This is a genomic window from Streptomyces sp. NPDC050504, from assembly GCF_044458065.1.
GTDB lineage: Bacteria > Actinomycetota > Actinomycetes > Streptomycetales > Streptomycetaceae > Streptomyces.
This window is the reverse complement of record NZ_JBITHO010000003.1, coordinates 166,107-187,336: the sequence shown is the minus strand read 5'-3', so window position 1 is coordinate 187,336 and position 21,230 is coordinate 166,107. Positions and strand designations below refer to the sequence as shown.

Annotated in this window: 17 protein-coding genes, 2 tRNA genes and 1 pseudogene; 10 read left to right on the top strand and 10 right to left on the bottom strand. The window is 69.3% G+C overall.

What is annotated here, in order from left to right; all coding sequences use genetic code 11:
- Nucleotides 1-113: 113 nt before the first annotated feature.
- From ACIBNE_RS12165 to ACIBNE_RS12150, 4 genes are all read right to left on the bottom strand, one after another.
- Nucleotides 114-1,082, bottom strand: coding sequence for a DUF5926 family protein (locus ACIBNE_RS12165; RefSeq protein WP_399271428.1), 969 nt, complete (start codon nt 1,080-1,082; stop codon nt 114-116).
- A 252-nt stretch (nt 1,083-1,334) separates the two neighbouring features.
- Nucleotides 1,335-2,000: an ATP-binding protein gene (locus tag ACIBNE_RS12160; protein WP_399271427.1), complete on the bottom strand. Its 666-nt coding sequence runs from the start codon at nt 1,998-2,000 to the stop codon at nt 1,335-1,337.
- A gap of 173 nt (nt 2,001-2,173) precedes the next feature.
- Complete coding sequence (locus ACIBNE_RS12155) at nt 2,174-3,886, bottom strand: DUF4157 domain-containing protein (protein ID WP_399271426.1); 1,713 nt, start codon at nt 3,884-3,886, stop codon at nt 2,174-2,176.
- Between the two features lie 124 nt (nt 3,887-4,010).
- A complete protein-coding gene (locus ACIBNE_RS12150; RefSeq protein WP_399271425.1) occupies nt 4,011-4,817 on the bottom strand; it encodes a glycerophosphodiester phosphodiesterase in 807 nt (268 codons plus the stop codon).
- 225 nt (nt 4,818-5,042) lie between these two features.
- On the opposite strand from ACIBNE_RS12150, the gene ACIBNE_RS12145 reads away from it, so the two are divergent.
- The gene (locus ACIBNE_RS12145) at nt 5,043-6,692 is read left to right on the top strand and encodes a S1C family serine protease (protein ID WP_399271424.1); all 1,650 of its coding nucleotides are present in this window, start codon (nt 5,043-5,045) and stop codon (nt 6,690-6,692) included.
- A gap of 58 nt (nt 6,693-6,750) precedes the next feature.
- Nucleotides 6,751-6,835, top strand: a tRNA-Ser gene (locus ACIBNE_RS12140).
- Between the two features lie 447 nt (nt 6,836-7,282).
- Here the strand turns inward: ACIBNE_RS12140 and ACIBNE_RS12135 are convergent.
- Nucleotides 7,283-8,569 (bottom strand): PIN-like domain-containing protein, encoded by a 1,287-nt coding sequence (locus ACIBNE_RS12135; protein WP_399271423.1) that lies wholly within the window; start codon nt 8,567-8,569, stop codon nt 7,283-7,285.
- 288 nt (nt 8,570-8,857) lie between these two features.
- Between ACIBNE_RS12135 and ACIBNE_RS12130 the strand changes: the two genes are divergently transcribed.
- Both ACIBNE_RS12130 and ACIBNE_RS12125 read left to right on the top strand, forming a co-directional pair.
- A tRNA-Ser gene (locus tag ACIBNE_RS12130) sits at nt 8,858-8,948 on the top strand.
- Between the two features lie 588 nt (nt 8,949-9,536).
- A complete protein-coding gene (locus tag ACIBNE_RS12125; RefSeq protein ID WP_399271658.1) occupies nt 9,537-10,394 on the top strand; it encodes a hypothetical protein in 858 nt (285 codons plus the stop codon).
- Here ACIBNE_RS12125 and ACIBNE_RS12120 read toward each other — a convergent pair.
- The 3 genes from ACIBNE_RS12120 to ACIBNE_RS12110 all read right to left on the bottom strand — a co-directional run bounded on the left by ACIBNE_RS12120 (nt 10,385) and on the right by ACIBNE_RS12110 (nt 12,616).
- Nucleotides 10,385-11,230 (bottom strand): aldo/keto reductase, encoded by an 846-nt coding sequence (locus ACIBNE_RS12120; protein ID WP_399271421.1) that lies wholly within the window; start codon nt 11,228-11,230, stop codon nt 10,385-10,387. The two genes, ACIBNE_RS12125 and ACIBNE_RS12120, sit on opposite strands and share 10 nt — an antisense overlap.
- Complete coding sequence (locus tag ACIBNE_RS12115) at nt 11,164-12,375, bottom strand: JmjC domain-containing protein (RefSeq protein WP_399271420.1); 1,212 nt, start codon at nt 12,373-12,375, stop codon at nt 11,164-11,166. Before ACIBNE_RS12115 ends, ACIBNE_RS12120 begins: the two co-directional genes overlap by 67 nt.
- Before the next feature lie 85 nt (nt 12,376-12,460).
- Nucleotides 12,461-12,616 carry a hypothetical protein gene (locus ACIBNE_RS12110; protein ID WP_399271419.1) on the bottom strand — a complete coding sequence of 52 codons (156 nt, stop codon included), beginning with the start codon at nt 12,614-12,616 and terminating at the stop codon, nt 12,461-12,463.
- A 790-nt stretch (nt 12,617-13,406) separates the two neighbouring features.
- Between ACIBNE_RS12110 and ACIBNE_RS12105 the strand changes: the two genes are divergently transcribed.
- The gene (locus ACIBNE_RS12105; protein ID WP_399271418.1) at nt 13,407-14,747 is read left to right on the top strand and encodes a transcriptional regulator; all 1,341 of its coding nucleotides are present in this window, start codon (nt 13,407-13,409) and stop codon (nt 14,745-14,747) included.
- A 349-nt stretch (nt 14,748-15,096) separates the two neighbouring features.
- On the opposite strand, the gene ACIBNE_RS12100 is transcribed toward ACIBNE_RS12105, so the two are convergent.
- Nucleotides 15,097-15,303 carry a hypothetical protein gene (locus ACIBNE_RS12100; RefSeq protein ID WP_399271417.1) on the bottom strand — a complete coding sequence of 69 codons (207 nt, stop codon included), beginning with the start codon at nt 15,301-15,303 and terminating at the stop codon, nt 15,097-15,099.
- 254 nt (nt 15,304-15,557) lie between these two features.
- Between ACIBNE_RS12100 and ACIBNE_RS12095 the strand changes: the two are divergent.
- Nucleotides 15,558-16,376 (top strand): annotated as a pseudogene (locus ACIBNE_RS12095) (serine hydrolase domain-containing protein); the annotation flags it as partial.
- A gap of 139 nt (nt 16,377-16,515) precedes the next feature.
- Nucleotides 16,516-17,271, top strand: coding sequence for a hypothetical protein (locus tag ACIBNE_RS12090; RefSeq protein ID WP_399271416.1), 756 nt, complete (start codon nt 16,516-16,518; stop codon nt 17,269-17,271).
- Between the two features lie 48 nt (nt 17,272-17,319).
- Here the strand turns inward: ACIBNE_RS12090 and ACIBNE_RS12085 are convergent, their stop codons facing one another.
- Complete coding sequence (locus tag ACIBNE_RS12085) at nt 17,320-18,228, bottom strand: bifunctional DNA primase/polymerase (RefSeq protein ID WP_399271415.1); 909 nt, start codon at nt 18,226-18,228, stop codon at nt 17,320-17,322.
- 343 nt (nt 18,229-18,571) lie between these two features.
- Between ACIBNE_RS12085 and ACIBNE_RS12080 the strand changes: the two genes are divergently transcribed.
- From ACIBNE_RS12080 to ACIBNE_RS12070, 3 genes are all read left to right on the top strand, one after another.
- Nucleotides 18,572-18,883, top strand: coding sequence for a hypothetical protein (locus ACIBNE_RS12080; protein ID WP_399271414.1), 312 nt, complete (start codon nt 18,572-18,574; stop codon nt 18,881-18,883).
- Between the two features lie 203 nt (nt 18,884-19,086).
- A complete protein-coding gene (locus ACIBNE_RS12075; RefSeq protein WP_399271413.1) occupies nt 19,087-20,262 on the top strand; it encodes an acyl-CoA dehydrogenase family protein in 1,176 nt (391 codons plus the stop codon).
- Nucleotides 20,259-21,227 carry a bifunctional MaoC family dehydratase N-terminal/OB-fold nucleic acid binding domain-containing protein gene (locus ACIBNE_RS12070; RefSeq protein ID WP_399271412.1) on the top strand — a complete coding sequence of 323 codons (969 nt, stop codon included), beginning with the start codon at nt 20,259-20,261 and terminating at the stop codon, nt 21,225-21,227. Before ACIBNE_RS12075 ends, ACIBNE_RS12070 begins: the two co-directional genes overlap by 4 nt.
- Nucleotides 21,228-21,230 lie beyond the last annotated feature (3 nt).

Sequence of the window (21,230 nt, the reverse complement as noted above, 5' to 3'; positions counted from 1 at the left end):
TAACAAGAGATCTGCGGTTCGCAAATTCGATCTCGGCTATTCGGACAGGCATTTACCTGCCATTACGGGGAGTTGTGACCGGAGTCACCGGCATCTGTCCCGCTTCGTCACCGTCAGCTGAGGGTCACCTGGCGGTTGGTGAGCCCGCCGCGCGCCCGCCGCTCGTCCGCCGTCAGCGGGGTCGGCTCGGCCAGCGCACCCGCCAGGCGCTCGGCGAACGCGGCCGCCGGCTTCTCGCACTCGTCGGCGCCCATGCCGGTCGGCAGGTCCCAGACGGGGACCACGAGACCGTGCGCGCGGAACGACCCGACCAGGCGCGTTCCCTCGCCGAGCGAGGACAGACCGGCCGCGTGCAGCCGGGCCAGCGCGTCGAGCAGCTTCTCCTCGGGGTGCAGCATCACCCAGCGCAGGTGGTTCTTCTCGGGCGTCTCGCACCAGTAGGCGGCGTCCACCCCGGCGAGCTTCACGGTCGGGATCGCCGCCTCATTGGCGCGTTCCAGTGAGGCGGACACCTCGGGCGTGGCGTTCTCCGCGTCCGGAATCCAGAATTCGAAGCCCGTGTGCACGACCGGCTCGAAAGCGGCGTCCGCGTCGAGGAGGTCCTGGAGGCGCGGACCGTCCGCGTCGGCGCGCCCGGCGGCGACCGGGCTGCCCGGCTCGGCGGTCAGCGCGCGCCCCAGGGTGTCGGCCAGGTCGCGGCTCAGGTCGCCGGACGAGGTGTCGTTCTGGAGCGCGAGCAGGACGGTGCCGTCGTCGCGGCGCAGTGCGGGCCAGGCCATCGGGAGGACGGTCGCCAGCTGTACGGACGGCACGCCGTCGGGCAGCCCGTCCTTGAGCGTGAGCTCCACCGTCGCCGCGGGCACCAGCTCGCGCAGGGCCACCCAGTCGGCCTCGCCCGGCAGCCCGTCGAAGGGGCGCTGGACCAGCTCGGTCACGGCGTGCGCGGCGGCACGGCCGTGACACGCCTTGTAGCGGCGGCCGGAGCCGCACGGGCACGGTTCGCGGGCCCCGACGACCGGGATCTCGCCATCCTTGAGCTGCGGCTTCCCGGCGGCCTTGGTCTGGGGACGCTTCTTGGCCATGTGAGGCTTTCTCCCGAGTGCGTACGGCGGTGCAGTGTCGGGCGCGAGCCTAGCCGGAACGGGGCGCGCCGGGCCTCATCAGCTCGGGCCGGACGCGGCCCCGCACGTCCACGCGGGTTCAGACCGCGCGGCCCCGCACGTCCTCGGGAGTCCGGGCCGCGCGGCTCCGCACGTCCTCGCGGGTTCCAGCCGTGCGGCCCCGTACGTCCTCTGGGAGTCCGGGCCGCGCGGCCCCGTGCGGCCTCGTCGGCGTCAGTCCAGGTCCTCGTACGCGTCCAGGAGGTCGTACCCGCCCCGCCCGTCGTAGCCGCCGCCACCACCGCCACCGGCAGCGGCCGCGGTCGCTGCCGCGGCGGACGGGCCCGTGACGCGCGTAGCGAAGTCCTCGCGCCGGTGCCCCTCCGTGACGAGCACCCAGACGGTGACCTCGCCCGCGGCGTTGTCCCGTACGCCCCACTCCTGGGCGAGGGCGCCGATGATGGTGAGCCCCCTGCCGCCGTGCGCTGTCACCGACGGTGTGGCCGGAACCGGTCGGGTCGGACCGCCCCCGTCCGTCACCTCTACGGTCAGCCCGCCCGCTCCGTCCACGTGCCACGCGGCCCTGACATCGCCGTCGCCGACCTCGCCGCGCCCCAGCGGCCTGCCGTGCCGGCAGGAATTGCTGAGCAGTTCGGAAAGGATCAGTACGGCATCGTCGACGACCGATTCGGCCATCCCCGTGCTGCGCAGGTCCTCGCGCAACCGGTGCCTCGCCTCTCCCACGCCCGCAGGGCCATGGGGAACGGCCATGCTCGACGACGTGGGCACCTTCTGTGCCACCACCAACGCCACCCCCGAGACCTCCTTCGCCCCACGCCAACGAGTCAATGCCCCAATGGACTGGACCGGAAACCGGCCAACCCCTGGTCGGTGACGCACTCGGGACGATCGAACACGGACCGAATGCGCCGGGGCACTCCCTGTGACGGCAGGTGCGGGCGGTACGAGAGGTACGGGGCGCGAGCACCGGGGCGGTGCGGGCGACCGGACGCCCGGTCCGGTCGCCCGCCGCGACGGACCCCGGTCCTGCCGGGGCCGTCGGCACCGGTGCCCTACTTCTTGAAGTTCCTGACCTTGAACTCGCTGTCCTCCTGCAGCGCGGCCTCGTTCGCCTGCTTGTAGTTGGCTTCCAGGACCGAGGGGATGCCCGCGTAGTTCAACGCGCGGTCCACCCTGCCGCGCAGCTCGGCCCAGCCCTCGGTGTCGTCGTCGGCCAGCGTGACGCGGGCGAGCTTCTGGAGCTCGGCCCTGGCCTTCCTCCGCGCGGCGGCGGCGCCCTTGTTCCCCGCGACGGCGTCGTCCTTCAGGAAGGCGTTGTTCCGGAGCTCGGTGAGCACCTTGATCTGCTGCTCCTGCGTCTTGCCCGCCTTCTCCTCCTCCATGGACAGCACGAGGCCGTCGTTGCGGTCGCCCTCGGCCCGGTACTCGGGGAAGTCCTGGAAGTCCGGCATGCTGAGCCGCTTGAGCAGCGTGCTGATCGGCTCGATCCGGCCGTTGCGGCCGCCCGGGTCGACGCCGCCCACGAGGTGGTCGGGGACGTAGGTGACGAGGCTCCCGCCGACCGCGAAGGCGGACACCTGCTGGAGCCAGTCGCCCCTGACCTCGTACTGGTCGGAGTCCTTCGACTTGTCGACGTTCTGGTTCAGCTTGCGCGTGTCGGTGACGTCCTTGGTCTGCGCCTCGCTGACCGCGTTGTTGGTCACCTGCTGGTAGACGTAGAGCGGGACCAGGAACGAGCGGACCATCGACGTGGTCTTCGAGTCGATGGCGCCCTTCGTCTTGCCGCGGTTCTTCTGGTCCTGGTACGTGCGCATGTAGTGCATGGAGCGCCACGGACGGCCCATGTTCAGCCAGGCGCCGTCCTTCTGGTTCACGAGGTCGATGGCGCCGTCCTCGTGCTGGTGGACGTCCTTGAAGCCCTTCTTGGCGTCCGACACGGGGACCGGCTGGAAGACGGTCTGGTAGACCCGGACGCAGGTCTCCCCGCCGCTCTCCTCGGTCTCGATGTCGCCCCGGTTGGTGAGGGACTTCTTGTTGGCGACCTCCGCCACGTAGCTGGGCTCCTGGTGGACCGCGCGCTGTACGGAACCGGTCGCGGGGGTCCCGGCCGGTCCTGCGGCGGACCCGGCGCGCTGCACGGGGGCGGCGCCGCTCATGACGCGGGTGGCGTTGGCCTCGGCCTCGCGTTCGAAGCGGTCGGACGGGTCGGAGACCTTCAGGCCGTTCCCGTCGTCCGTGCCCGCGACCGGGCCCTGCCGCTGCTGGATGACGTGGGTCAGCTCGTGGGCCAGGGTGTGCTTGTCGCCGCCGCCCTCGCCGATGACCACATGGGAACCGGAGGTGTACGCACGGGCACCGACCGCCGCGGCGGACGCCTTCGCGGCGCTGTCCGTGTGGACCCGTACGTCGGAGAAGTCGGCGCCCAGGCGCGCCTCCATGTCGCTGCGGGTCCCCTCGTCCAGGGGGCGGCCGCCGGTGCGCAGGACGTCGTGGACGGCGGAGCGCTGCACGGCGGCCTGGTTCGCCCGGTCGGCCTGTTCCGTCTGTCCCGCCTGTTCCGTCTGGTGTCCGCAGCCGCCTGTGTGCTGGTGCTGCTCGGGCTGCGCCCCGGGGTGCCCGCCCCGGCGGAGCATCTGGAGGACCGCGGCGTTCCCGGCCGTGGCCTGGAGGCCGAGCACGGCGTCGAGGGCGCGCCGCGGTCCGGGGGAGGGCGACGAGGCGGGGGAAGGGGCCTTCTCGGCCCCGGTGTTCTTGTGGTGGTGCACGGGGGATCTCTCTGCTGGGCCTGTTTTCGACAGCTCCTTCTGGATACGTGGCGGAGAACCGCCTCTGCCAGGTACGGCCGGGTACTACGGGGTGAACAGACGGGCAATGTCCGGACAGGGGCCGCTATGCGCGCCCCAGCTGCGTCAGCACCTGCCTGGGGCGGTTGGTGATGATCGCCTCGACGCCGAGGCGGGCGCAGAGCTCGACGTCCTCGGGCTCGTTGACGGTCCAGACGTGGACGCGGTGGCCCGCGCGGTGCAGCCGGGCGATGTAGCCGGGGTGGTTGCGGACGATCCGGATGCCGGGCCCCGCGATGCGGGCCCCGGCGGGCAGCCGCCCGTCGCGCAGCCTGGGCGTCACGAACTGCATCAGGTAGACGGTGGGGATGGTGGGCGCCGCGGCCGCGACGCGGTGCAGCGAACGCGCCGAGAAGCTCATGATCCGTACCGGGGAGTCGTCCGGATCCGGTGCGTCGAGACCGAACCTCTTCAGGGTCTGCATCAGCCGCTCCTCGACCTGTCCGGCCCAGCGCGTCGGATGTTTGGTCTCGATGGCCAGTTCGATGCGGCGGCCCGCGTCCGCGACGAGTTCGAGCAGGCGCTCCAGGGTGAGTACGGAGGTGAAGTCGCGGTCCCAGTCGGGGCTCTCGTCCGGGTCCTTCCAGGAGCCGAAGTCGAGCGCGGCGAGGTCGGCGAGCTCCAGGGCGGAGACGGCGCCGCGGCCGTTGGACGTGCGGTTCACCCGGCGGTCGTGGACGCAGACGAGGTGGCCGTCCGCCGTGAGGCGCACGTCGCACTCAAGGGCGTCCGCCCCGTCCTCGATGGCCTTCTTGTAGGCGGCCAGGGTGTGCTCGGGCGCGTCCTCCGACGCGCCGCGGTGGGCGACCACCTGGATCGCGGAGTGCGTGTCTTGCTGCCGTGCATGGGTCACCGCGTCATGGTGGCAGGGCGGAGCGGTCGGACGCACTGGGGATGCGCCCGTTTTGTCGGAGATAAAGGATGGCAGGCGGATACACAGGTCCCGCTTACCGTGGTCTGACGCCCCGTGGGAAAAGCTTTATGACAGACACGTGCACAGCGGGAACTCGTACCGACCTCATGCCGAGACCAGCCGAGATCAGCCCGAGATCAGCCGTGGAACCGAGGAGAGAGAGCTGTGAGCACCGAGAACGAGGGCACCAACGCGGGTACGAACGCGGGTCCGACGCCCCCGGTCGCCCCCAGCGTCCCGTCAGCGCCCCCGGCGCCCGCGGCCGCGCCCGCCGGTGAGCCCGCAGGCGCCTTTGCCGCGGCCGAGCCGGTGAGCGAGCAGCCCGCGCGGCCGCACCCCCAGTCCTCTGCGGCGCCGCAGCCCCCGACGGCGCCGCAGACCCACGCCCCGGCCGCGCCCCCGGCCGCGCCGCAGACCCAGGCCCCCGCCGCGCCCCCGGCCGCTCCCCCGGCCCCGGCGGCTCCGCCCGTGGCCGCCGCCCCCGTGAACCCCGCCGCTCCGCCGACCCCTCCCCCGGCGGACGCGGCGTGGCCTCCCCCGCCCCCGGCGCAGCCCGCGTACGGCGCGGGCGGCACCGGCGGTGACCCGTACGGCGGCGGTGGCGGCGCGTACGGCGGCGGTGGCGCGTCCGGTGGTGGCGGCGGTCCCGTGTGGGGCGCCTCCGCGCCCGCCCCGTCGGACGCACCGCGCAAGCGCGCGGGCGGCCTGGTCGCGACGGTCCTCGCCGCGGCCCTGGTCGCGGGCGGCATCGGCGGCGGCATCGGGTACTGGGCCGCTGACCGCAACGACCGCGTCGAGTCGAGCGGTTCGACCACGGTCTCGGCGGGCGACAGCCCGGCGGACCTGAAGCGCGAGCCCGGCACGGTCGCGGGCGTCGCGGCCAAGGCGCTGCCCAGCGTCGTCACCATCCAGGCGTCGGCGGGCGACGGCGAGGGCGGCACGGGCACCGGCTTCGTCTACGACCAGCAGGGCCACATCCTCACCAACAACCACGTGGTGGCGTCGGCGGCGAACGGCGGCGAGGTCTCCGCGACGTTCTCGAACGGCAAGAAGTACGCGGCCGAGGTGGTCGGCCGCGCCCAGGGCTACGACGTGGCCGTCCTGAAGCTCAAGAACCCCCCGGCGGGCCTGACCCCGCTGCCGCTCGGCAACTCCGACAAGGTCGCGGTCGGCGACTCGACCATCGCGATCGGCGCGCCCTTCGGCCTCTCCAACACGGTCACGACGGGCATCGTCAGCGCCAAGGACAGGCCGGTGGCGTCGGGCGACGGCCAGAGCAACAAGAACTCGTACATGAGCGCGCTCCAGACGGACGCCTCGATCAACCCGGGCAACTCGGGCGGCCCGCTGCTCGACGCGCGCGGCGCGGTGATCGGCATCAACTCCGCGATCCAGTCGCCGGGCGGCGGCGGTTTCGGCCAGTCGCAGGCGGGCTCGGTGGGCCTCGGCTTCGCGATCCCGATCAACCAGGCGAAGAACGTCGCGGAGCAGCTGATCAAGACGGGCAAGCCGGTCTACCCGGTGATCGGCGCGACGGTCGACGTCTCGCGCAAGAACCTGGACGGCGCCACGATCCCGACCCAGGGCCAGGGCGGCGGCCCCGCGGTCACCCCGAACGGCCCGGCGGCGAAGGCAGGCCTGAAGGCGGGCGACGTCATCACCAGGCTGAACGACACGGTGATCGACAGCGGCCCCACGCTGATCGGCGAGATCTGGACGTACAAGCCGGGCGACAAGGTCAAGGTCACCTTCGAGCGCGACGGCAAGCAGCAGACCGTGGAGCTGACCCTGGGCCAGCGTGAGGGCGACGACTGACCCGGACCCGATAGTCTGTCCCCGCGCCACCACGAGCCGCACGCGGCAGGTGGCGCGGGGTGGGTTGCCCGAGCGGCCTAAGGGAACGGTCTTGAAAACCGTCGTGGCGCGAGTCACCGTGGGTTCAAATCCCACACCCACCGCGTAGCAGGTCAGAGGCTTGCAGGTCAGAAGGGGTGCCCCTCTCCAGAGGGGCACCCCTTCTGCATGACCGTGTCCCACCCTGTTCCGGCTGTGTCCCACTGTTGACCAGCGCGTGCGGCCAACCTGCGGCCAGGATTCACGGCCCGTGGGCTCCTCCTCTTGCTTGGCCAACCCAGGCCGATCAGAGGCCCCCACTGCCAGGCCGCTGTAGCGAAGTTGAGTATGGCGGCCCTGCCTGCCCGCTACGCTTATGGGTATGAACGGCCACGAACGACCTTAGATCATGCCCTGACGGGCCCTTCGTGCTGTTCCGACTCAGTTGGCAGTCGACGTCGATCGACTGTCCGGATGGATGACTCAGCGGCCTGCCGGACAACTGTGGTACCCATAAAATCCATTGAAGGGATTTCTGGGGCTGCATCGAGTCGAGCCAACCGCCGAGAATGTCATAGATCATCATCGCTGGAGCTGCGAACGCCGACTTCTCTCATGACTCGAAGGAAGGCGGAGATCAGCTTATCGGGGGAGTCGCCAAGCTCCCACGTGACATGGTGGATAACCGTACTGTCGGGGGCGACCTTAAGGAAGTGTTTGGCTTTAGCGGTAAAGCCTGCTGGAGAGACAATAAGAAGTCCAGACAAGTCTGCGGCCGTCGCGATTGCCTGTGCCTGGGCTGCGAAGTTAAAAGTCAGTAGGCGTGACGCATGCTTGACTTCGACACCGATCCTTCCGTGTGTGCGCTCTTTGAGCAGGAAATCGGGTGCGATCTCGGCGTGTTGGTTGGTCGCTTGCAGCCCTAGAAAAACTTCCTTCAGTATCGAGAATACCGCGTGTTCGTAATCAAGGTATATTTGCGGATCGAACGAGGAGGCGCGGGTGACTTGTCGAATCGCTTCCTGGGAAACCGGCTTATGAAGAACCCTTGAGCTGCGACTGAGGAACGCGGGAAGTCGCTGCTGATAGTACGTGAATCCAGCTTTCTGCATTTCCCGGACCAGTTCTACGCGAGGGCCAATCGTTCTACCGCTCTGCTTCCTGTACCAATCCTCCTTCACGTCATTTGTGATTAGTAGGACCTTTTTGTTGCCCGGCAGTGACTTTAGGTAATCTATAAGTTCGAACCAAAGGATTGCGTCCCCGTGCTTATTTTCCTCTTTCTTCTTGTCGAGATAGCCCGGCGGTATCTCTTGTTCGTAACGCCTCGCGGCCTCCTCTTCGTACTTTGATTTAACTTCTTCCGATGGTGGTTCCCCCATGCGCCCGTCTAGAAGGGACTCCCACTTTTCAAGGATGGAATCCGCACGCAGGGCATCTTCGAGCTTTTCGTCGCGACCCTCACTCAGATTCTTTACTAGGTCAATGGCGTCACTGATGTGACGTATGATTTTTGATTTCTCTGCATCGGTCACAACGGGATGAGCGGAGAGCGTCTTGAGGTGTTCTTCAATCTTCTCCTTCGCGTCATTGAGAGGCTTTTGTATGTTGTTGTAAACTTTATCCTCTCCACTGATCACATTTGGTCGATTCTGGAAAAACTCCCACCCTGCTTGGTAGGGGACCCAGATCCGCTCTTGCAGGTCGCCCAATACGGAAAAAACTTGGCCTCTGGTCTCGGCGTCTAGTCGATATGGCGCCAGTAGGACGTTTGCGTCGAGGACAATCAATCCTTCCCTGATGAATTCTTCATAGTCTCTATCGTTCGGCGTGTAATACTCACTGAAAGAGTTCTTCATGTTTGTCTTTCTGATTTACGACTAAGGGGTACCGTCAAGGATCACGCTCCTGGAGTGCCGCTGCAACCGTTTTGTGTGAATTGGCGAAAAAACCGAGGGGTGGTCATCGCTGCCGCGTCCATCTGGCGCCATTCGAAACACGCGATCCCAGGGGCCTGGCCCTTCACGACCTCATGCTGCCGCTGGCACGACTCCCGTAGGGGCAGGAGGGAGAGCGTTTGAAGGGGCACGTGGCCATCCTCTGGCCAACAAGACGCCTGTGAGGCGGACCGATTGGCCTGCCCCGCAGGTCGGAAGCCCTTTTGCTACGGGCAACCGGATGGTCTTGAAAACCGTCGTGGCAGCGATGTCACCGTGGGTTCAAATCCCACACTCACCGCAGCAGGTCAGAGAAGTAGCAGGTCAGAGGGCGCGAACCCGATCCGGGTCCGCGCCCTTCCTGTTCGCCCCGTCTCACCCAGGACCGGCCCTGTACCGCCTTTGACCAGGGTGTGTGGGCCATACGTGGGCCAGGATCGTCACTCGTCCTCGGCTTCCAGACCCTCCTGGATGAGGCGGTTGGCGTGCGCCGACCCGCCCCAGGCGTGGAAGGTCAACTGATCGTCGGTCGTTCGAAGACAGCTCCCTCACCCGCCAAAACCCATGCTCAACAAGCCTCGTCCCCGTCCGTACGGGGGTGGTCCGTTCTTGCGCCGCGCCGGCTGGGACGAGATGGAGTCCGCTCCGCGCAGGCGGAGATGGTCCAGGCTAGGGCGCGATCATCGAGGCCTGCTAGCTATGGTCCCCGCGTGCGGGGGGTCGCCCCGAGCTGTTTGCCGCTCCCAATAGACGTCTGTTGCCCCGCCCAGCCAGCTTCCAGCACCCTCTGCGAGATCTCTGGCCTCTCGTGATGGACGAGACACCCGCGAAACGGGAAGTTGCTCTGCCCTGGGACTGCTACGGTTTCCCGCTCGCCGAGGAGGTCGTGATGACTGAACCCCTGCCCGTCGCTGCTCGCGTGGATCTTCGCCGTCAGTCCGTCGATCACGTGCTGGAGTTGGTGGAACAAGCCCTGCACATCCGGTTGGACCGGGACGCCCTGGTGCGCAAGCGCCGTTCCCTGGGCGGTCGTACGGAGCAAGGGACGTGGGTGCGCATCGAGCGCCGGGGGTTCGAGCGGATCGGGCCGCAGGGGTGGAACGGGACCGAGGCCGCCGCTGTGTTGCAAGGCGTGTCCATGCCTGAGTGGTACCGGGGTTTGGCGTGGCGCGAGCTGGGCGAGCCGGTGATGTGGCGTGCCGATGAGCTGGAACTGATCGCGTCGCCGTCCGTGGGGAAGGGCGCCCTGGTGCTCGAAGACCCGGACCTGCCAGAAGCGTGGTGGGCAGAGCTGAACGCTTCCCTGGACGCGCTCGCCGTACAGCAGACACCGAGGATCGCGACCCCGGACACGGTGACGATCACGCAGGAGCTGGTGACGCGGACGCTCGGGGAGGTCTTCCCGGGGGTGGCCGATACGCGGATCGAGCGATGGGCTCCCGCGCACGCCGATCTCACGTGGGCCAACGTGATGGGGCCCGAGTTCTCGATCATCGACTGGGAGGACTGGGGCATGGCGCCGCGCGGCCTGGACGCCGCCACGTTGTGGGGCAACGCGCTCGCCGTCCCCGCGCTCGCGGACCGCGTTCACCGGGAGAGGCGCGCGGACTTGGAGAGCAGGGACGGCCGGTTGATGGCGTTGTTCTTCCTGGCGAAGATCGTCGGCCCGCATGCGTACGAGGAAGACCCGCTGCTGACGCCCGCCCGCAAGGAGGCCGAGCGCCTGGTGGTCGAGCTTCAGTCCTGACGACGGTCGCGGAGCACGTCCAGGTACTGGCTGACAGCGGAGGCGTCGATCTCTGCACCCAGGGCTTGGACGAGCTGCGCGAGGTGACCGGGGTCGTCGGTGCCGACCGCCACGGCGGCGGTTTCGGGCAGGTGGAACGCGGCACGGAACGCAGCCTGTACGCGGGAGAGGCCGACGTGCGGCGGTCGTAGGAAGGGCCGTGGGTCGAAGCCTTCCCACACCTGCTCGCCGCCCCCGCCGAAGGGGCTCATTCCCCACGTCTCGGTGGCCCGCCAGTTGGTACGGAGGTGGTCCGCAGCGTCGAGGATGTCGATCCCGACGAGGAACCCGGCCCGGACCATGAGGACGTCCGGGGACGGAAAGCCATTCAGTCGGAGCGCGGCGAGTGGCCGAGGGTCCCAGGAAGACATCCCCCAGGCCCGGCAACGCCCCTCTTGGGCCATGCCGTTGAGCGTCGCGCACGCTGCCCCGAGCAGGTCGTGACCCTCAGCGGGAGACAGGCCCACGAGGCTCCGCTCAGGGTTGTGAAGGAGCACGGTGTCGGGCTCGACTCCAAGTTCCCTGTTCGCCTTCTCGACAGCCAGGCGCAGGCGAGCCGGATCGAGGGAGTGCTCACTGCCTTGGGCGCCTTGGAAGAATCCCACCTTCGTGGACACGTCGAACTTCGTCAGCAGGTCGGCTGCGGATTCGGCCAGCACGCTGTGCGAGCGGAAGCCGAGATAGGGGGCAGCGGTGTCCAGCGCTGTGACGCCGAGATCGAGCGCGGCCGTCAGGATGTTCCGTTGGTGACGAGACCGGTGTAGGCCGAGGACAAGGCGGGCGTCAGTTCCGTGCACAGTTCCTCCTCCACCAGAATCTCGGCGAGCCGTTCCACGTCGACGCCGGTCGTTTCGGCGGCGGTTGCGATCTCGACGGGGTGGCCGCTCAGCAGCAGGGCGAGCGCGGGGTACGCCTTATTGGCGAAGGAGAGCTTCTTGCCCGCCGCGAGGACGTCGACCGTGTCGCGATGCTGCTCGATCACGGGCTCGAAGTCGGTGATGCAGACGACCGACGAGGGCTTGCCGAACAGTCCGGTGGCGGGCACGTGCCGCGCGGCGCGGCGTTCCCGTTCGCGGGCGTCGAGGAAGTCCTGCGGCGACAGTTCGGCAGCCATCCCGGCGACGGCGTCCGCCAGGAGCCGCTGTTGCCCCTCCCACTGGCTGGGGGAGTTCCAGCGGTCCAGGTCGTACCGGAACAGCTCCTTCGTGCGGGAACGATCGGCGAGCCAGTCCAGCCAGTTCACGCCGACGCGCTTCACGATGCCGAAGGTGGCGTGGAGGCTGTAGCCGTCGCCCTGGTCGGCCCGGGTTGCTTGGTGCCAGAACCCGCGCGGGATGTGCATGACGTCGCCGGGCCGCATGACTCCCTGCCACACGATCTCTTCGCTGGGCTCGGAGTTGGGAGCCGCGTCCCGGTACATCGGCACCTTGCGCGAGGCGCCGCGGACCTCCCAGCTCTTGTGGCCGGCGAGCTGGACGATGACGACGTCGTGGTCGTCCCAGTGGAGCTTGAAGCCGCCGGCGTCCTGCGTGGTGAGGTACGTGTTCACCTGGACCAGCTCGTGGGCCCACCACTGGAGCGCACGGCACGCGGCTTCCATCGTCGGGTCGAAGAAGTCCACCTCGTCCAGGACCATCGTGCATCCCTCACGCATCAACGCACCGACACGGCGCATGTCCGCCATGGGGATGGCCTGCCCCCGCCGGGTGACGGACGGGGTGATGTAGCGGCCGGGGTGCAGTTCGGAACCGTCCTGGAAGATGCGGAACTGCGGCGTGGAGAGGCTGCGGCGCATCACGAGGTCCAGCAGCTTGGCGGGGTTCATTAGGCGGTCGAGCAGTTCGGGATCTTCGATCGTTCCCCGGACGAAGGCTGTGCCGAGCAGGCCGGGCCCGTTCCAGCCCAGTGCCTTTTCGAGCGCGCTGACGAAGCGGTGGTGCATCTGTTCCTCCGGTCTGAGGTGTGGAGAGAAGGCGGGGCCCGCCGCGGACGACGGGCCCCGGTGGTGCTTCTGCGTGCTGGTGGCGCTACTCCTGGGGGAGGTTCAAGCCGTCGCGGTTGTCGCCGTCGTCCCCCGCCGAGGTTCCGGTGGGGTCGGACTCCGCCGCTTCGGCGGTGAAGCGGTTCTGGACCTCGATCAGACTCTCGACTCCGATCAGGAGGTCTTCCTTCTGCGCTGTCATCCGGGTATCTCCCATTCCTGGTCGACCAGGGCCAACGGCTGTCGGCCCAGCCCTGTGAGGGCGTACCTCGCCCGACTCCGTGCCTTCCGGAGCCGCCGAGGAGCTGAGGATGGTGGTCAGTCGATGGGTTCACCGGCGAGTGCCAGGGCGACCACGACGAAGGTGACCGCCACGAGGTAGAGCAGGCCGGCGAGACGCTGTCTCCAGCCGCGTAAGAGAACCCTCACGGCGTGGCCTCGATGTGCTCGGCCCTGGTGGTCCATTCGATGCCGCACTTCGGACGGATGTGCGCGACGCGGATCACTCCGTCACTGTGCAGTTCGTGAGTGACGGCCTGGAGGATGCCTTCATCCCTGCTTGCCCGTCGCGAACCTTCCGGTTGATCAAGGGGTGTTGTTCGTACCCCGAGTGGTCGACCGGGTATGTGCCGGGCCTGCCGACCTCAGTGCGCCACCGACGAAGAGCAGCCAGAACAGTCTGCGAAGGGGCACGGATCAGCGCTGTGTTCAACGGCCGCATTCCGTCGCGCGGCGAGGACTGGGCCTTGGGCATGACGACCTCCTGACACAGAGGGGGAGGGGGCAGCGGGCCGCAGTAGTGCGGGGGCTCGGCCTGCGATCCGCTGCGAGGGGAACACCTGCCGGGGCCACCAACACCACGCGGTGCGTTGACCATTCAAGGTCGGCCGCATCAGCAGGAGAACGTTTCCAGGGGGTTCCCCCGGGCGTAGAAACCCCCCGTTTCTCCTACCGGGAGTAACCTGCTGGCTACGATTTGAGGGGAGGGTGGAATGTCTGACCCGTTAGCCCTGCACCCGCTGACGTACGTGCGGCAGGTCAGAGGGTGGGGGAAGAACGAGTTAGCCAGGCTCATGCGTGAACGTGGCGCTGAGCTGGGCATACCGCTGGCGACCAATCGCACCACCGTGTGGAAGTGGGAGCAGGGCCAAGAGCCCGACGCCGATGCTCGAACAGTGCTCGCGGATCTGCTCGGAGTTCCCTACGACTACGTGCGCACGGAGTCGTGGCCGCGGTGGCTCCCCGCTTGGGAGTCGACTGCTCTTATCGCGCCATGGACCCCGGCGGGTACCGTGAAAGTATTCGCTGATCTCGTCAGGAGTGGGCACATGGATCGTCGAGGTTTCCTGTCCATCACCGGTGCCGCGTTGACCGGCGTTGCCGCCAACTGGGTCGAGGCACCAGAGGCGTTCGCCTCGGCGCTCGAAGGAGACCGCGTGACGGACGAGATGGTTTCCACCATCGAGCGCCGCGTCGAAACGCTCCGTACGCTCGATGACCAGATGGGCGGGGCGCGCCTCCTGGACCAGGCGACCAGCGATCTCGCACTCGTCACCAGTCTGCTCGGCAACGCCAGCTACACCGGGGCCGTCGAGCGACGGCTCTACGGAACGGCGGCGAGGGTCTCGTACCTCGCTGGCTGGATGGCCTACGACAAGGGGCTTCGTTCCCTGGGACAGCGCTACTACGTGGGCGCCTTGCGCAGCGCGCGCACCGGGAAGGACGACGGCTTCGGCGCCTTCGTGCTGGCCGAGATGGGCGTCCACGTCTCCGACATCGGCGACACCGCGACACGCGTGAAGCTCATCGGCACGGCGATCGACAACGCGCCGGCCGCCATGCCGCCGGGTGCGTCTTCGTACCTCTACCTGCATCAGGCCGAAGCGCTGTCGCGAGACGGTCAGCACGAGGCGGCGGGCAAGGCGTTGAACCAGGCCTACGACCTCTGGAGCACGCACCGCGAGGGAGACTGCCCCGACTGGCTCGGCTGGTACGGCGAAGCGCAGCTCAAGTCCACCGAGGGAAAGATCATGCTGCGCTCCGGCTACCCGGAGAAAGCGACTAGCGCTCTGGCCGTGGCAGTCGAGCAGGCTGTTCCCCGCGACCGTGCCGTACGGTCCGGACGCCTTGCGACCGCGCGTCTGGCAGCACGTGACCTCGACGGCGCCCTGGACGCCGCGAACGTCGGCCTGGCGCTGCTGGAGAGCAAGGTGCGGTCGGACCGGGCGCACGTACGCCTGAAGAAGTTCAGCGGCCACCTCGAACCGCACGCCACCGCACCGGCCGTACACGAGTTCCGCGACCGGCTCCGGGCTCTCCCTGTTGCCGCCTGACGCCGCCTGACGCCGCAAGTCGCCGTCAGTGGACCAGATGTGGACCGGAGGGCATCGCGAGAGGGCCGGGGAGCGGGGGACGCGCAGGTCAGCCACGGTAGGGATGCTTTCCGCAGCACCCTCTTGAAAACCGTCGTGGCGCGAGTCACCGTGGGTTCAAATCCCACACCCACCGAGGTGGTTGAAGGCCCCTGACCAGCAACATCGGTCGGGGGCCTTCGGTGTGCGCGGTGCCCGTCCGTGGCCGTGGTTCCCCGTGCGTGCCCCGTTCAACGGGCACGGACAGGGCGCGGCTCCGACGGGGCTCGGGTTCGGCTTGCGCCCGTTCGCGCGCTGGCGCTGAGGGGCTTTACAGGTTGTCGTCGCGTTCCAGGATCAGACTGATCGAGCCGTCTTCGAGGTTGATGCCGCCCTCAAGGTGCTCGTGGTAGCCGTCCCGGAGCTCGGGATCGGAGAGGCTTACGAGCCGCTCGGCCAGGTCTCGCAGACCGGCGGCATTCGCTGCGACGGTGATCTCGGCGCCGGAGCCGTACACCTTGATCTTTGGTTCATCCATGCCGGCACGCTAAGCCATCACCACTCGCCCCGGCCCGCCACCTAGCTCAGCTCCCATCCCGTCCGCCGTCGACCCACGCCTCTGTGCGGCGGGCGTGGTTCAGGCGGCACGTGACCTTGACGGCGCCCTGGACGCCGCGAACGTCGGCCTGGCGCTGCTGGAGAGCAAGGTCCGCTCGGGCCGGGCGCACGTACGCCTGAAGAAGTTCAGCGGCTATCTCGAACCGCACGCCACCGCACCGGCCGTACGCGAGTTCCGCGATCGGCTCCCCGATGATGAGCGCGTACTTCGAACAGAAGGTCTACGGCGAGAACGGCTGGATGCTGCCGGCGGTGGAGCCGGACGAATGGATGCGCCGCCTGGGCACGCTTCCGCTGATGCACCAGCCCGGCGAGCGGTGGCTGTACAACGTCAGCGACGACGTGCTCGGGGTGCTGGTGGCCAGGGTCACCGGCCGGTCCTTCGAGGCGTTCCTGCGCGAGCGCATCTTCGACCCGCTGGGGATGAAGGACACCGGATTCCACGTGCCCGCCCACAAGGCGGACCGGCTGCCGCCGCTGTACGCCCCCGATCCGCAGACCGGGGAGTTCGCCGTGGCGGACCCCGCCGAAGGAGGGCAGCACAGCAAGCCTCCGGCGTTCCAGTCGGGCGGCGGCGGACTCGACTCCACCGTCGACGACTACCACGCGTACTTCCGGATGCTGCTCGACCACGGGAAGCACGGCGGCGAACGGATTCTGTCCAGGCGGGCCGTCGAGCTGATGACCACCAACCGACTCACGCCCGATCAGACGGCCGCCCTGCAGGCCTGGGCGCGCAGCGTCGTGCACCTGTCGCACGGTCAGGGGCAGACCGGCGGCTGGGGTTTCGGGATGATGGTGCGCACCTACCGGGGCGACTACGCGCCCATCGGCCAGTTCGGCTGGGACGGCGGAGCCGGCACCACGGCCTACGCCGACCCGGAGAACCGGCTCGTCGGCATCCTGCTCACCCAGACCGGAATGTCGACTCCGGACTCGGCACGGGCCATGCAGGACTTCTGGACCACCCTCTACCAGGCGATCGACGACTGATCCGGCCTGGTCGGTCGAGTGATCCGGCCTGGTCGGTCGAGATGGATTGGCTGGGCTGTGCGGCAGGGCTGTGCAGGGGCGCGGGGTTGGTCCAGGCTCTGGGTGTCGGGGTGGCGTCCGGGTTGCCTGGGGAGGGGCCTTGAGCACGGGGATGGTTGCGTTGTTGGTGGCCGCGGTGGGGGTGGCGGGGACCCTGCTCGCGCCGCTCACCACCGCGTGGGTCGGCGCGCGAAGTCGGCTTCAGGAGTTCGAGCTTCAGCAGCGGGTCGAGGCGGCGCGGCGGCAGGAGGAGGCCCTGGCCGCCGATCTGGAGCGCAGACGGCAGGCGTACCTCGCGCTGAACAGCAGCGCCAGGCTGTGGCGGATCCTGCTGATGGAGGACGTACGGGCCCTGCGGGCCGGGGGCAGCGGCCACGCGCAGGCGACGGAGGAGGCGCGCAGCGCATTTCACGGCGACTTCGCGCAGGCCCAGATGCTCGTTCCGGACGACGTCCTCGACGCGGCCACGCGCGTGCGCATCGCGCTGGCCGACGCGCGCAAGCGGCTCGATCTCCTCGGGGAGGGCGGGGCAGGCGGTGCGGGGGTGGGTGCGGGTGCGAGTGGTGGGAGTGGTGGGAGTGGTGGGAGTGAGGAGGCGTGGGAGGAGCTGTACGACCGGGTGATGCGCATCTGGGACGTGATCACGACCATGCAGGCGGCCATGCGCAAGGACCTCGGGGTCGGGTCGGGGGTGCCGGTGCCCGCCGAACGGCCCGAGCAGTACCGGCAGCGCGAGCGGGAGTACCGGGAGGGCGAGCGGGAGTACCGGGAGGGCGAGCGGGAGTACCGGGAGGGCGAGCGGGAGTACCGGGAGGGCGGTGCGGGGCACGGCGCCCCCGTAACCCCGACGCCGTGACCCAGGTTCCGTAACCCAGGCTCCGTAACCCCGACGCCGTGACCCCCGTCAGCGGCGGCCGCCAGTGAGGCGGGCCGCCGAGGCGATCGTCGTGCGGGCCTCGTGCTCCGTCAGGCCCGTGTGGCGCGCCGCCTCGGTGAGGGCGTCCGCCAGGGCCTCGCCGATGCCGTTCTCGTACGCGCGGCAGGCCGCCCAGAACAGGCGCGTGTTGCGCTGCCCCTCGTGCGCGGCGAGGACGAAGTGGACCAGGCCCTGACCCTTGTCGGGGTGCTCGGACGGGTGCCCTGAAGGGTTCCCGGAGGCGTGCCGGGCCGTGCCGTGGCCCGGATGCGGGGCGCGCGGGGGTGGTGCGATGAGGCGCAGGAGCGCGCGAGGGCAGGGCGCCGGGGCCAGCTCGGCCGTACCGGGCGCCAGGCGGTACGCGCCGTGGCCGGTGACCGAGCCGGGCCCGACCAGATAGCCGCCCGCGCCCCTGACGTCGATGCCGGGGGCGATGCGGCTCGCGGAGTTGGGGACCACGACGGTGGAAGGGCCGGCCAGCCAGAGGTGGCGGCCGCCGCTCGGGGTCAGCACCGTGACCGTCTCCGGGATCGTGAACAGGTGCTGGAACGCCAGGTGCTGGAGGGCGGCCGAGGCGTCCGTACCGGGCTTGGTGTCGAGGTCGATGCCGATCAGGTGGTGCGGCGGACGGCCGCAGGCGATGCCGTAGCCGGTGGCCCAGGGCGCCGCGGCGAACAGGGCGCGTACCGCCGCGGGATCGGTCGTGGCGTCGTGCACGCCGTGTCCGGGCAGCCCGCACTCGCCCCGGCACAGGGCCGGTTCACGGCTGTCGTGGTGCGGGGAGCGCAGCGCGGGGAGCTTGGTGGGGGACAGCGGAATCACGGGGAGCCCGCGCTCGGCGGCGGAGAGCGCATGGGCGAGGGCCAGGGTGGCGGTGTGCCGGTCGGAGGTGGCCATGCCTCCATGTTCGTACGAATGTTCGAGAAAGGGAAGCGGGAGGGGACGGGGAGGGGCGGAGGTGCGGGAAGGATTGGCGGAAAATGTGCCGTAACGCTTTTCCTCTTGTGGGGTGGGGGTTGGCGGGCGGAAACGGCCGTGAACTGGGGGCTTCCCGGGGATGTTCGGGGGCCGTTCGGGGTTTGGCCTGGGTTACTCATACTTGCGGGGGAATAAGGGACTCCGGGGTGGTTCGCCGGGGATTCGGTGGGCAAATCTGGAGTCGCGACGTCGACAAAACGACCGGGGCGGTCGGCCAACTGCCTTGGAACAAGCCGTACTTCTGGTTCCTGGAGGAATAGACATGGCAAGCATCCGTACCGCCCGCGTCATCGCCGCCGTCTCCGCGCTCCCGCTGGCCGCCGCCCTGTTCACGGGAGTTGCCGCGGCCGACAACGGCGCCTTCGCGGGCAACGGATCGAACGCCGGGGTGGCGACGATCAGCGGCAGCGGCGTCGGCGGGGACAACTTCGGCAACTCGGCCACGACGCAGCAGCAGGCCGTCGGCTCCGGCGCCTCGAACCAGAGCAACACCGCGCAGGTGAACGGCTCTGCCTTCACGGTGATCGATCAGGCCAACGTCAATACCACGGTGAACTTCTCCCAGCTCTGGTAGGACGCGGCCCGACGGGGGTCCGGTTCATGGGGTGACCGGCTGCCTGCGCGACGGTGTTTCGACGCCGACGCGCAGGCAGTTCGCGTATGCGCGGGCGCTCGTCGCCCGTTGTGCGTTGCCGGTGTTCTTGACAGGTCCAGGTATCTGACGGACAGTCAGAAACCCCTGTCAGGTGGTCCCGTACGCACGGAAGGCCGTCCGCTGTGCACCTCGCCCCCACCGAACGGCAGCGTGAGCTGCGCGCCGAACTCCGCTCTTACTTCCGTGAGGTGATGGCCCCGGAGGGCGGGTCGCCAAGCGATCGCGAGGACCCCGCCGCCCAGCGTCGGCTGCTGCGCCGCATCGGCGCGGACGGCATGCTCGGGCTCGGCTGGCCCGTGGAGTACGGCGGCCAGGGGCGCGGGGCCGACGAACAGTTCGTGTTCTTCGACGAGGCGTACCGCGCGGGCGCGCCCGTCTCGATGGTCACGCTCAACACGGTCGGGCCGACGCTGATGAAGTACGGCACCGACGAGCAGAAGCGCGCTTTCCTGCCGAAGATCCTCAGCGGGGACGCCGTCTTCGCCATCGGCTACAGCGAGCCCGACGCGGGGACCGACCTGGCGTCGCTGCGCACCCGCGCGGTGCGCGACGCGGCGGGCCGCTGGGTGGTCAACGGCCAGAAGGTCTTCACCAGCAACGCCCAGCACGCCGACTGGATCTGGCTCGCCTGCCGTACGGACCCCGGGGCGCCGAAGCACCGCGGCATCTCGATCCTGCTCGTGCCGACGGACGCGCCCGGCTTCTCCTGGACCCCGATCGAGACCGTCGGCGGGCAGATCACGACCGCGACGTACTTCGACGACGTCACGGTGCCCGCGGGCAACCTCGTCGGCGAGGAGGACGGCGGCTGGGGCCTGATCACCAACCAGCTGAACCACGAGCGGGTGGCGCTGGCCGCGATCGGCATGCAGGCCGAGGACTTCTACGCGGCGGCCCTCGACCACGCCCGTACACCCGATCCGGTGACGGGGCGGCGTCCGATTGACTCGGCTTGGGTGCGCTCCAGGCTGGCCGAGGCGCATGCGCTGCTGGCGGCAACGCGCCTGCTCAACTGGCGTTTGGTGGGGGCCGTGGGGGCGGGCTCGCTGGCGCCGGGCGACGCGAGCGGCGTGAAGTTCATGGGAACCGAATCGGCGGTCGAGGTGTATCGAATGTGCCAGCAGGTCGTCGGGGACGCGGGGCTGATGCGCGAGGGGCGGTTCGGCGAGCTGGAGCGGATGAACCGCGCGGCACAGATCAACACCTTCGGGGGAGGGGTGAGCGAAGTGCAGAAGGAGATCGTCGCGACGATGCGACTGGGCATGCCGCGCACGTCGCGGCACGGGGGGCGGCCGTGAGCGGGGCCGGGGACCCGGTGGGGTTCCAGGAGCGGCTGAAGACGTTCGAGGGGCGGGCCGCCGCCTCGGCGGGCGTCGGGAAGGACCTGGTCAACGAGGCGATGATCAGGCACTGGTGCGAGGCGATGGGGGACGCCAACCCGGCGTACGCCGGGCCGGACGCGATCGCCCCGCCGACGATGCTCCAGGCGTGGACGATGGGCGGGCTCTCCGGGCACACGGACAGGTCCGGCGCGTACGAGGAGCTGTTCGCGCTGCTCGACGGCGCGGGGTACACCTCGGTGGTCGCGACCGACTGCGAGCAGGAGTACCTGCGCCCGCTGCGCCCCGGGGACCGGATCACCTTCGACGCGGTGATCGAGGGGATATCGGAGCGCAAGACGACGAAGCTGGGGACGGGGCACTTCGTCACGACGCGGATGGACGTGCGCGCGAACGGGGAGCCGGCGGGCACGCACCGCTTCAGGATCCTCAAGTACGCGCCGGTAGGGGCGCGGAGGGGCGGGGGCGCGGAGAGGGACGCGGACGCGGGGAAGAGCGCGGACGCGGAGAAGGGCGCGGCCCGTGCGGTGCGGCCCCGGCCGGTGGTCAACCGGGACAACGCCGGTTTCTGGGAGGGCGTCGCGGAGCACCGGCTGCTGATCCAGAGGTGCGGCGGGTGCGGGACGCCGCGCTTCCCCTGGCTGCCGGGGTGCAACGCGTGCGGTTCCGACGCGTGGGAGGCCGTCGAGGCGAGTGGCGAGGGCACGGTCTTCTCGTACGTGGTGATGCACCACCCGCCCTTCCCCGCCTTCGATCCGCCCTACGCGGTGGGGCTGATCGAGCTGGCGGAGGGCGTGCGGATCGTCAGCAACGTCGTGGGGGTCGAGCCCGAGAAGGTGCGGATCGGGATGGCGGTGCGGCTGGAGTTCCTGCGGGTGGACGGGGAGCTGGAGATACCGGTCTTCCGGGGGAGCGAGGGCTGAGCC